The following is an 11,672-nucleotide window of genomic DNA, read 5'->3' as shown; positions in this document are numbered from 1 at the left end:
ACGCCTCTGCTTCGTTTGACGGAGCGGACCAGGGCCGCGCTATTCCGCGGCGTGGACCTGCGAGGCGATCGTGTACTGGTCGACGCGCGGCTCGTAGGTCAGCCCCTCTTTCAGGGCCCAGACCGTCTGTTCGTAGTGCAGCGGGATGATGCCGAAATCGTCGAGCACCATCTGCTCGGCCTCCTGCAGCATCTTCTCGCGCTCGGGATCGTCGATCGTCGTCATCGCCGTCTTCAGGAGTTCGTCCATCGCCGGGTTGGAATAGCGGCCGGCGTTGGTCGGGCCGGTCCCCGCTTCCTTGTTGTAGGTGGCGACCAGCGACTTCAGCGGTGAGGACATCTCGCCCGAGGAGGCGCTCCAGCCGGCGAGGTACATCGGGAAGTCGAGCGCGTTGCGGCGGGAGAAGAACTGGCTCGCCGTCTGCGCGTCGACATTGGTCCGGATGCCGATCCGCGCCAGCATCTGCGCGACCGCCTGCGCGACCTGCGCGTCGTTGATGTAGCGGTCGTTCGGCGTGCCGAGCGTGATCTCGAAACCGTCCGGATAGCCGGCTTCGGCAAGCAGCTGCTTGGCTTTCTCCGGATCGTAGACATCGACTTCGCGGCCGTTGGTGCCGAACATCGGCGGCGGCAGCAATTCGCCGGCGGCCTGAGCGTAGCCGCCCATAATGCGCTCGACGATGGCCTCGCGGTTGATCGCGAGCGAGATCGCCTGGCGGACCTTCTTGTCGAGCAGCGGGTTCTTGCCGTCCGTCCCGGCGATGCTCGGGGCCTCGCCGTCCTGGTCCATCGCCAGGTAGATGATGCGGTTCGACAGGGCGTCGACGATGCTGAAGCCGGCCTGCTCGATACGCGGCAGGTCCTGGATCGGCGGCGATTCGATCATGTCGACATCGCCCGACAGCAGCGCAGCCACCCGCGGCCCGTCGCTGGTCAGCGGCCGCAGCGTCACCTTGTCCCAGTCGGGCTGCTCGCCCCAGTAGTCCTCATAGCGCGTCAGCACCATCTGGCTGCCGCGCACGAAGCTCTCCAGCCGATAGGGGCCGGTTCCGACCGTGACCTCGGGGGAATTGAAGTCGGCCGATTGCGGCACTGTCCCCATGCCCTCGCATTCGCCGCCCGGCTTGTAGGTGACGGTGTCTTCCGCGCCGGCGGCGTCGGCCGAAAGGATCGGCAGGTTGGCGACGTCGGTCGGCAGCAGCGGGTTGGGGCCGTCGGTGCTGATCAGCACGGCATTGTCGCCGTCGGGTTTCACGTCGGTGATGGTCGCCGTGTAGATCGTGAAGGACGAGGGCGAGTTCTCGACCAGCGGCACGCGGCAATAGGTGTAGATCACGTCGCGCGGCGAGAAGGTGCTGCCATTCTGGAACTTGACGCCGTCGCGCAAGGTGAAGCGCCAGGTCGTGTCGTCGACCGCCTCCCACTCGGTCGCGAGCGCCGGGGTCACCTTCTGCAGCGGGTCCTGGTTGGTCAGCCCCTCGAAGATGTTCAGCAGCACCTGGGTGTTGGTCGACAGCTGATGAAACTGCGGGTCCATCGAGGTCGCTTCCGACTTGAGACCGACGACGAGGTCAGCCGCCTGGGCCGCGCCGGACAGGACCGTGCCGGCGACGAGGCAGGAAAAGAGGGCACCTGTTTTCATCTTGTCTCTCCACGAACAACGAGGACTCCGGCACGCCGGACCCCTGTCCGAGTGCCGCACCGCCGGCTCAATCCGACTGTTGGCAGTGAGGCTATTATGCTATAGGTGAATTTGAAAGAGCAAAAGATATACATTTATTGCATAGACATGCCTGAAAAATCATCGCCTGTACGCGGGGAGCCGCGCCGCGCCGGGTTCACGCTTCGTGAGCTCGAGGTGCTGCGCGCGCTGGTCGAGACCGGCAAGACGACGCTCGCGGCGCAGCGTCTCGGCCTGTCGCAATCGGCGGTCAGCCGGGCGCTCGCCGAGCTGGAGGCGACGCTTGGCCGGCAGCTTTTCGATCGATCGGGCGGCCGGCTGGTCCCCAATCCCGACGCGCTGGCGGTCAACGACGAGCTGGGGCCGATCTTTGCCGCCCTCGGCCGGATCGTCGATCGCTCGAGCGCCGCCAGTTCGCACGGCGGAACGCTGCGCATCGCCGCGCCGCCGACGATTGCGCACCGCTTCCTGCCGCCGATCGTCGCCCGGTTCACCAAGACCAACCCGGCTCTCGAAATCGTCTTCGAGGTCCTGTCGAGCGACGTGCTGGTCACCGGCATCGCCGAAGACCGCCATGATATCGGCCTGACCGACACCGCCGTGGTGCACGACGGCGTGCGCAGCGATCTCCTGGTGGCGACGGAGGCGATCTGCGCGCTGCCGAGCCGGCACAGGCTGGTCGACAACGAGATCATCCGGCCGCAGGATCTGGAAGGCGAGCCGTTCGTCGCGCTGACCCGCCGTCATTCCGGCCGCAGCCAGATCGATCGCTTCTTCGACAAGGTCGGCGTGCGTCGCCACATGGTCATCGAGACCGCCACGGCGGTCTCGGCGGCGGAGTTCGTCCGCGAAGGGCTGGGGGTGGCGCTGCTCAATCCCTTCCCGATCGTCCACCAGCTCGGCAGCGGCATCGTCGTGCGGCCGTTCGCGCCGGCCATTCCCTATCGCGCCTGCTTCCTGTCGCCCGCCAGCCGGCCCTTGTCGCTGGCTGCAGCGGACTTCATGGCGCTGGTGCGCAAGACCCTCAACTGATCGTCGTTTCCCGCACCGCCTCCCGAACGGTGCCTGCCGGAGTCCTCGCAATGCATCCCCAGTCGAGCCCCGAATTCCTGCGCCATCTCGTCGGCTTCGACACGACGAGCAGCGGCTCCAACCTCGCGCTGATCGATTTCGTCGAGACCTATCTGGCGGGTCTCGGGGTCGTCAGCGAGCGCGTCTACGATGCGACCGGCCAGAAGGCCAATCTCTGGGCGACGATCGGGCCGGCGGACGTGCCGGGCATCGTCCTGTCGGGCCACACCGACGTCGTGCCGGTCGCCGGGCAGGAATGGCAAAGCGATCCGTTCACGCTGACGGAACGGGACGGACGGCTGTATGGCCGCGGCGCCTGCGACATGAAGGGGTTCATCGCCTGCGCCCTTGCCGCGGTGCCGGACATGCTGGCGGCCGATCTCGCCCGCCCGATCCACCTCGCGCTCTCCTATGACGAGGAGGTCGGCTGCGTCGGCGTCGTCGGCCTGCTGGAGGCACTCAAGGGCCGTGCCACACTGCCGCGATACTGCGTCGTCGGCGAACCGACCTCGATGGAGGTGGTCGTCGCGCACAAGGCCAAGCGCTCGGCGAGGGTGACGGTGACCGGCCGCGCCTGCCATTCGTCGCTGGCGCCGCAGGGCGTCAACGCGGTCGAATATGCGGCCCTGTTCATCGCCAGGCTGCGGGAGATCGGCGCCCGTCTCGCCCGCGAAGGCAAGCGGGACGAAGCCTACGACGTGCCCTTCACCACCGCCCACACCGGCAAGATCCACGGCGGCACCGCGCTGAACATCGTGCCCGAGGCCTGCCAGTTCGAGTTCGAGTTCCGTGTCATGCCGGGCGAGGACCCCGACGCGCTGGTCGCTGAGATCGCGGCTTACGCCCGGGACGTGCTGGAGCCGGAGATGCAGGCGATCGCTCCGGAGGCCGGGATCGCGATCGACGTCTTCGCCGCCGTGCCGGGGATAGAGACCGCGCCGGACGGCGACCTCGCGCATCTCGCCCGCCGCTTTGCCGGCAGCAACGGCCACGCCAAGGTCGCCTACGGCACGGAAGCCGGCCGCTTCAAGGAAATCCTCGGCATCGAGACCATCATCTGCGGCCCCGGCCGCATCGCCGAGGCGCACCGCCCGGACGAATATGTCGAGACCGCCCAGCTCGAGCGGTGCGACACCTTCCTCGCCGCGCTGGTCGATTGGGCGGAATCCGGGCAGGGCTCGGAGCAGGAATACCGTCGCGTGCACGCCTGAGCCGATCGGGCAGCGCCCGAATGGCGGCGCGTGGCGATCCGGCCCGTCGCCGGCCGTCACGGACGAAGCAGGGGGCACTCGCGGCCGTGATGCAGCAGGTGGGGCGGCTAGGCGGCAGCGTCGCCGATGATCCGCGTATCCACTTCGGCTTCGGCAAGCCGCCTAAGTGATTCATTTTATCCGGAAGTCAGCCGATGGCGGAGAGGAAGGGACTACACCGATATACGCAATAAGTCATTGAATGGTATGGCATCGCAGCCGCCAATCACAGAAATCTGCGTACCACAATGTGCACCCTCAGCAACAGGGTTTGGAACCGCACTCCGCAAGCGATCAATGCAGGCGGATTGCGCCCGGCTCGCCGTAGAAGGAGGTCGCGATCCTATCGACTTATCACTAGCTGGCCGACCCGCCACGTCCTATGAGGACGTATAACTATACGCAGCACGGGGCGATTCTGAAAATGATGCCGGGGTTCTGCGTGAATGCTACTACGCCAACCTAGGTCGCGCGGTGAGCCTTCCGCGACCTGCAACGAATTATGCATCGGTTCTTAGCGAACGCCCACGATGCGGCGGATCTGCGAAAGCAGCGAGGACACGAACAAGGCGGCAAAGGCGGCGATGACCTGCATGGTGGAGGCATCGGCGAAAAGGCCGGGTACGGCCAGCGACCAAATGGCGAAGGCCACAGCCGAGGCACACATGTCGAACCAGGGGATCGCGAAAGAAACATCCGAACCCGCAGCTTGTCCTTTGCGACGACCTTCCCGGAAAGTGGCATAGCCGGCCAGCAGCAGCAGGAGCGGTGTTAGCAAGGTGAAAATGGCGATCAGCACAGGGGATGTCAGCCATGCCACCCAGGTCTGGCCCTCCAGCGCCTCACGGGCCGAGACCGCGGCGATAAACAGCGTGATCGTTTCGGCAGGGATGAACTGGGTAAGCTGTTCGAGGGCCTTTTCGGTCTCAGTCCCGGTCTCGGTGTGTGCCGCCAGCGCGGGCGTTGGCGGCACATGAGCCGGGAAATCATAGGGTGCCACACCCGGCGCCGGCGCGCTGTCGCGCCGCGAGGCACCGTCCAGCTGCCGGCGGGCTGCGGCACTTCCCAGCCGTGTGAGGCTCATAGTCCGACGGTTCCGAAGGCCGAGGCGATGGCGGCCAGTCGGATGGCCAGTTTTGCTGGATCGCCGCTGTAGTGGGCGCGGGTCACCGCTTCCAGCGTGCGCCGGCTATCAGCGAAATCGGACGTCTGAGTAAGACGCGTCAGGGTAAGATAAAGCATCAGCGCCGCCTCCCGCACCGGAAAGGTCGGATTTCCTGCCGCGTCGGCGCCTGTCAGCAAATTGTGCACCGCCTTGTTGTGGATGCCGCTGTAATAGTGGACACCCCCATAGTCCCTGGAATAAGGCCAGGCAACGTAACTGCTGAAATGGTTCGGCTGGCCGGTGGCTGACGGATCGGCGAAATCGCGTAGCGGCCCCCCGCCCGCTCCGAGTCCAGCGCCGATTTGCCAGTTCCAGCTACCGATCGGCTCGGGCTCGTTCGGATACCAGTTGGCGATGATGACGCCGAAGATATCTGAATAGCTTTCGTTGAGCGCGCCCGGCAGGTCGCGATAGACAAGGTCTGCGGTGCTTTCGGTGACGCCATGTGTGAGTTCGTGACCGATGACGTCGAGATAACGGGCCAGGCTGTGCCCGCCGCTCTGCCCGTACCACATGCGCTTGTTCCACCACACAGCATTGCGCCACTGAGGGCTGGGGTCGCCGCCTCTGCTCGACCAGACGTTGACGATCGAGACGAGTTGCATCCCCTTATCATCCACGCCATCGCGCTTTAGCACGTCGTTGAAGAAGTTGAACACATTCGTGGCGTTGTGATGGGCGGAGACCGCCGCCCGATGAGCCGACCCTAGATGCTGCGAGCTGTGATTGATCGGACTGGGGGGGAGCGGCGGCGGCGGCGTCCTGTCGATATCTTGCAGAGAGTAATCGAAGGTAACGATGTTGCGCAGCGGGTCGGACAAAGCGAAGCCGGTAGGGGTCTGCAGGCCGAAGAAGTTGCGCGACAGCCCGTCGACATCGTCGCCTGTCATCGCGATTGGAATGGCCAGAGCGGGTGTCGAGGGGAAGTGGTAGACGACCTCGCCGTCCTGAGCGTCGACGAAGACGTCGATCAGGGCGGCGCGTGAGCGTGGCGAGGGACCGAGACAGAAGCGATGGTCGTGGTCGGGAGGCGGGGCGGCGGCAGGCTCGGCCGGCGGGACGAGCGGCACGGATCGAAAGCGCCAGACGAGACGCCAGTCACCCGCCGGCGCGCCGCCGTTGTCAGGCTCCAGATAGTACCAGGTGAGCAGCGGCGCCTCGTCGGCAGGAACAGTGCCCGATGCCGCCCATCCGCTGGCACGTCCCGCCGCATCTTGCGCCGACAGGCTGGCGACCGGCGACTTGGTCGGCGGCGGGGCGAGCTGCCCGTTGATACTGACGAGGCTGCGGTCTGCCTGGTCGACATCGACAACGACCCGGCCGCCGAAAACCGGAATCGATTTCCAGGTCTGCTCGTAGACCAGCGTCTGGGCAAACAACTGCTCGGTGCGGCTGCTGGTGACCAGACGCAGGTCGGGCGCGAGCGCGGGGCTGTCTGGTGTGCTGATCTGCGCCAGTGCCTCGCTGCCCGCGTCGGTCAGGTAGGTTTGGAGATAGAGACGGCTCGCCGTTTCTGGTGAGGGCGGTGGCCGGTTGTCCGTGCTCTCAGCAGATTCGACCGTGAAGCCCTGCAGACGGCCGAACCCAGCATCACGAGTCAGGCGGCGCAAGCGGGTCTGCTGTCCGGACGCCGAATCTCCGCTCAGGCTGAAGTGGATTTTTTCAAAGCCGGCCATGCTCACCTCCTGTCCACGCTTGAACCGGCCTCGGTTCGCCTCAAGCCGCCGGCGGTGGCGGCACGTGCCGCGTCCACCACTCCTCGACGTCGGCCTCGACGACGAGCCGATTCTTGCTCTCCGGGTCGACGATATCGACCGCGACGCGACCCTTGCCGTCGCCGCTGATGATCAGCCAGTCGTTGTCGAAGCTGGTGAGACGCATGGTCACCGGCTCGCGATAGGTTGCCATCTGTTCCTGCAAGATTCCGACCGCGACGCGCTCGCCAAGGCGCAGGCTGTCAAAATAGTCGTTGTAGAAATGGACGCCCGCCATGTTTCGACCGATGGCGATGTTTGCCGCCAGCTTGTCCAGTTCGCCCTCCAGCGTGACGCCGGGGTCCGTGTCCGTGTCCGCCAGCATCGAGTGGGCATCGGCTTCGTTGCTCCGGGGCGGGACGAACAGCTTGCCGTTCAAGTCGAACTTTGCGGAGAATGGAACCGCCTTGAACAGCTTCTCGGCTCCATATCTTAAAATGGCATCGGGCGTCGCGAGAAGTGGCCCGACATCCGGGGCCTTGTCCCGATCGAATTCCTCACCGGACATTTCGAAATAAGCTTTCAAGACCGTCACGCAGGCGCCCGCCACCGTGGCATGGCCGGCACCATAGGAGGCGTGCATCGGCGAACCTTCCGGAAAGGCCATCGGCAACAGGTAGTTCCTGCCTTCCGCTGGTTCGAAGGTGGCGTCATCCCAAGGGACAACCACCGGCTTCCCGCCGACTTTGATCTCCTCCTCCGCCCGGCGGGGATAGACATGAGTGTTTTCGTCGTCCTCCCGCAACTCGTTCTGCCGCTTGTTGTGTGCATCGACGAGAGCCAGCAGCCCCTTCATCTCGCCGATCATCTGCGTGAGGTGCTTCAGTTCCTCGCTGTCCCTGCCAAATGCTTCCTCGGCCTTGTCGGACGCGGCAAGCGTCAACATGGCGGCGAGTTGTTCTGGGCGGCCGCGCAGGTGGTGCTGGAATTTCTGCCGGCGTACCGCCTTAAGGCCTCGCGTCGCCACTTCGGTCATCAGCGATAGGATGTGCGGCCCGCCGAAGGTGGCAAACGAGCCGCGTGTGGCGTGATAGGGGCCGCTGGGAAATCCGTGATCGAAGGGAATTCCGGCGTCCAGCATAAGCAGCATGGCGCCGAAATAGGCCTGATAGAGTTGGTCGTAGTGGACATATGTCGCCAGCGCCCGCGGCGTGTGAATGAATCGCGCCGTCCCGTCGGGTATGAAGACCTGCGCATCGCGCGTGTCGGCCGCGTTCTGAACGTCGAGCCATAGCGGCCAGTCGGTCATGAAATCGCGGCCGGGCAGTTGCAGGGCGCCTCGTTGGTTCATGCTCTGTGAGCCAAAGGTTATGAAACCATACGCCGCGCCGCCCATCGCGGCATCGCCGCCCATTGCTCCGGTTGCCAGACCACGCGCCGCGCCACCTTGGTCGCTCTCACCGTCGACTGGAAGCGAGAGACCCGGCGTCAGGGCAAGGGGCGACCGGTTGCGCGCGTCGCGCGTGGCGACGGTTCCGGCTGCCGGCGCCGCCGCGGCAGCGACACCAGCAGCCGCTCCGGCCCGCGCCATCGGAGAAACGCCGCCGCGCAGCGTAGCCGATCCCATCAGTAGAAATTGCGAGAGATAGGGGCCTTGCTTGGCTCCCTTGGTCGAGCCGCGAAACAGTACATCGATGGAATAGGCGCTATCGCCGTCGAAGCGCGCCTTGCGGCGACGCTTTTCGTATTCGGAAAGTGTGGTTTCGCCGTTTGATGAAAATACCCTGTCTGCATCTGGATTGAGCCAGTGCAATCCGGCGAGTTCATCGAATATTTGCTGCACTGTGTAGGGCGCCGGTCCATCTTCCTCCGGCGATTTTTTGGCTTCCTCATCGGGCAATTCTTCTGGTGGCACCTTGTACTGTCTGGGGGCGCTCGCCGGATCAGCAAGTTGGGCAAAGGGCAAGTCGCGTAACAAAGCCATGGCATAGACCTCGGCCATTTCCGCACAGAGTTCGGAAAAGGGCAGGCGCGGCACGGGCGCCATGCCCACCGCACCGGCATCGGGCCCTTCGAGGTCATGCGCATGGCCGCCGAGCGGGCTTTCCCAGTTGCGCACTTTCGGCGTAACGGCTTTCCCCTTCTTGTCGCGTGTCAGGCAATGAAATGACGGGACACCGGAATAGCCACCGCCTGCTTTCCACGCACCTGGTGCATTCTCAGGTCCCAGCGGGACATCGAAAGCCGGATTGCTACCGGCTCCTGCTGGCGGGCCGTTGAGAGCCGCGACGAACTCCGCGAAGGCTTTCGCGTCGGGAATACCGAACTGGTTGTGCGGCAGACCTTTGTGGAAATTGGTCGGCCGCGACGGATAACGGTTCAGTTCGCCATTGTTGTGACTGTCGACCCGCGGTCGAAGGTTTTTCGGGTCAGCCATTGCCACGCGGCGGGCTTCCGCCTCGTTAGCCCGGTCGAGATCATCCGGTTCAGGTTTGAGAATATGGGTCATGAACCTCCTCCGCATTTCCGGGGAATCACTGTTCGCGATTGAACGTCCGCCGCGAGAAATCTTACGTAAGGTATCACACCTACGAGGAAGAACAACATGCCTCAAGCGTAAATAATAATCTCCGGAAGACCACACTATTCGCCTCAGTATGAGATTGAGGCCTCGTTAGCCCGATTTCATGTAGTAAATGCCGCGAGTTGTGACTAACTTCAAACATTGGTACCGGCGCTCCCCCCCGATCGCATCAGCGCGACGTGACACGGAGCGATCAGGATGGCAAAGCGATTGCGGAGGCCGCAACACGTCCGACGACGCGCTTCGTCGATCTGCGAAGCGACAAGGATCTCAAGATGCAAAGCCTGCCTCGGGCTCGCGGTCGGCTTGTCGGTGATCGCTCCACGCTGATCAACCATCTCCCGCAACTCTTTCGAGAGAGACATCGCCATTCTTCGGCGAAGCCGAACACGACTTCAGTCTTAAGGTCGATCAGATTCTAACATTGGAGCGCGTCAACGGCGCCGGCATCGACGCCCTCTGCCAGCGCATGTTCAACGGATATTTCTGCCACCGCGATCTGACCCGGAAAGGCACAAGCCACCCCGGCATCGAAAAATCAAAAAAAACCGTAGTAAAGCGGGCCACGTTAGGGCCTCAATGAATGCGGCAGAAGATTTTTTCAGAATTACGCAGAGGTAGTTGACAACTATTATTATAAAAATCAAGATGCGTATCAAAATCGGTTGGTTTCGATGGGACGATCTTTTCGGCTTATTGATTTGGTAAAATTCCGTAAGGTCATAAGCGGGTTCCCGTTCACCTGCCGCATCACGGAAGTCCATCTCCATCACCCCTGGCGTCCTCGCCAGAGCGACTATCGCGGTCTGTCGACCATCCAGTCCATGTGGCGCCATCATATGCAGAACAACGGCTGAAGCGACATCGCGCAGCACGTCACCATCGCGCCGAGCGGCGAGATCTGGCGCTGCCGCAATTTCAACGCGGCGCTGGTGAGTTGCAGCGGCTTCAACGGCAACGCCAGCGCTGGCCCGTTCATGATCGAGATGATCGGCGACTTCGATGTCGGACAGGAGACGATCACGACGGGGCAGAAGCAGGCGACGCTAGGTGTCATCAGCGCCGTCCAGATGCGGTTCAACCTCACACCGCAGGACATGAAGTTTCATAGCGAGATGTCGAGCAAGACATGTCCGGGCACGAGTTTCGACAAGACCAAATGGATCTGTGAGGTCGCAGCCATGACCGGGGCCGGCGGCAGCCCGCGTTCAAGCGACGCGCTTTTTGCGGACCAGTTCCGGCGTGGTGCCAGCCTGATCCAGGACCTTCTGGCCTTGCCGTGGGCCGTGGACGACATGGCATCGGGCGAGCATGTCGTCGGCTACGAGATGTTCGAGACAGAAAATTCAGGCGGACGTGGTGGCAGCCCTAGCGGCGCCGAGCCGTCCCCGCAGATGATCGAGGCGCTCGCCGACCACGTCGTGAACCTGGAGAGCGGTCACTTATGGGATTCCGGCCGCATTGGGACGACCGAGGCCGATGTCGATTGCCTATTTGAGGAACTTACCCTGAGGAAATCTTTCCGCGAAGGCACGCAAGGAGCCGGCGCGGCTTCTGTTCTATGCGCATGGCGGCCTCGTGTCGGAGAAGAACGCTTGCACGGCGCCTTCGTCCAATTGCGCTTCTGGCGTGAGAACAATGCCTATCCAGTCTTCTTCATCTGGGACACCTGCCGGCGCTCGCCAGCGCCGGCGCCACCGTTAAGACGGCGCATTTCCTGGCGCCGGCGATCCGCAACGACCTGTTTCACCAGCGTGTGGCGCCGTTGCTCGAGGGCCGCTGACCATCTACACGATGACGAAGCAGCGCGAGAAGACGACACGGTGACGCCGGCCTATCGGCAGTCCCTGCTCTACCTCATCTACGAGGCACTCGAGGACAGGCGGAAGACAGAAATTCTCGGCCTCGAGATATCGTTGCACGGCGACAAGCCGGCCAGTGACATCTTCGGGATACGGGGCACGCCCTCCAAGCTGGGCAAGGTGGTCTGGTCGCCGAGTCGCGGCAGCGACTTCGGCAGCGCGAGCGATTCTCGCACCCATGGCGGGTTCGACAATGACGCCGCGACGATGAACAGCGTCGTCCGCCGTGTGCTGGATCGCCGCGACGCAGAACCGATCTCGCCCGTTGACGACGGCGGCGCACGTGGGGCGGGCAAAGACCCCTGGAGTGACCAACTCGACGTCTCCGCGTAGGTCGAGGAGGCGCTGGCCCAACTCTCCTCCACC

Annotated in this window: 8 protein-coding genes and 1 pseudogene; 4 read left to right on the top strand and 5 right to left on the bottom strand. The window is 63.8% G+C overall.

All coding sequences use genetic code 11. The features are described 5' to 3' along the window. Positions 1 to 39 precede the first annotated feature (39 nt). Positions 40 to 1,641 (bottom strand): ABC transporter substrate-binding protein, encoded by a 1,602-nt coding sequence (locus tag LXB15_RS11155; protein WP_233948531.1) that lies wholly within the window; start codon positions 1,639 to 1,641, stop codon positions 40 to 42. Between the two features lie 147 nt (positions 1,642 to 1,788). Here LXB15_RS11155 and LXB15_RS11150 point away from each other — a divergent pair, with 147 nt between their 5' ends. Together LXB15_RS11150 and argE are read left to right on the top strand one after the other, a co-directional pair. Further along, complete coding sequence (locus LXB15_RS11150) at positions 1,789 to 2,712, top strand: LysR substrate-binding domain-containing protein (RefSeq protein ID WP_255696585.1); 924 nt, start codon at positions 1,789 to 1,791, stop codon at positions 2,710 to 2,712. 50 nt (positions 2,713 to 2,762) lie between these two features. Then, positions 2,763 to 3,962 (top strand): acetylornithine deacetylase, encoded by a 1,200-nt coding sequence (argE, locus tag LXB15_RS11145; RefSeq protein WP_233948529.1) that lies wholly within the window; start codon positions 2,763 to 2,765, stop codon positions 3,960 to 3,962. A 553-nt stretch (positions 3,963 to 4,515) separates the two neighbouring features. Here argE and LXB15_RS11140 read toward each other — a convergent pair. The 3 genes from LXB15_RS11140 to LXB15_RS11130 are packed head-to-tail and all read right to left on the bottom strand — an operon-like array spanning position 4,516 to position 9,369. After that, on the bottom strand, positions 4,516 to 5,085 hold the full coding sequence (locus tag LXB15_RS11140) for a hypothetical protein (protein WP_233948528.1): 570 nt from the start codon (positions 5,083 to 5,085) through the stop codon (positions 4,516 to 4,518). Then, on the bottom strand, positions 5,082 to 6,842 hold the full coding sequence (locus LXB15_RS11135) for a M4 family metallopeptidase (protein WP_233948527.1): 1,761 nt from the start codon (positions 6,840 to 6,842) through the stop codon (positions 5,082 to 5,084). The genes LXB15_RS11140 and LXB15_RS11135 overlap by 4 nt, the downstream gene beginning before the upstream one ends. A gap of 40 nt (positions 6,843 to 6,882) precedes the next feature. Then, positions 6,883 to 9,369 carry a hypothetical protein gene (locus LXB15_RS11130; RefSeq protein WP_233948526.1) on the bottom strand — a complete coding sequence of 829 codons (2,487 nt, stop codon included), beginning with the start codon at positions 9,367 to 9,369 and terminating at the stop codon, positions 6,883 to 6,885. Positions 9,370 to 9,823: 454 nt separating this feature from the next. Here LXB15_RS11130 and LXB15_RS21135 point away from each other — a divergent pair. Beyond that, a pseudogene (locus tag LXB15_RS21135) lies at positions 9,824 to 10,027 on the top strand (hypothetical protein); the annotation flags it as partial. 252 nt (positions 10,028 to 10,279) lie between these two features. On the opposite strand, the gene LXB15_RS11120 reads toward LXB15_RS21135, so the two are convergent. Then, positions 10,280 to 10,423: a hypothetical protein gene (locus LXB15_RS11120; RefSeq protein ID WP_233953303.1), complete on the bottom strand. Its 144-nt coding sequence runs from the start codon at positions 10,421 to 10,423 to the stop codon at positions 10,280 to 10,282. Between LXB15_RS11120 and LXB15_RS11115 the strand changes: the two genes are divergently transcribed. Next, positions 10,422 to 11,639 carry an N-acetylmuramoyl-L-alanine amidase gene (locus LXB15_RS11115; protein ID WP_370640089.1) on the top strand — a complete coding sequence of 406 codons (1,218 nt, stop codon included), beginning with the start codon at positions 10,422 to 10,424 and terminating at the stop codon, positions 11,637 to 11,639. The two genes, LXB15_RS11120 and LXB15_RS11115, sit on opposite strands and share 2 nt — an antisense overlap. Positions 11,640 to 11,672 lie beyond the last annotated feature (33 nt).

The sequence above is a fragment of the Aurantimonas sp. HBX-1 genome, from assembly GCF_021391535.1.
Classification (GTDB): domain Bacteria; phylum Pseudomonadota; class Alphaproteobacteria; order Rhizobiales; family Rhizobiaceae; genus Aurantimonas.
The sequence above is the reverse complement of the archived record's forward strand: the minus strand, read 5'-3'. Positions and strand labels throughout refer to the sequence as shown.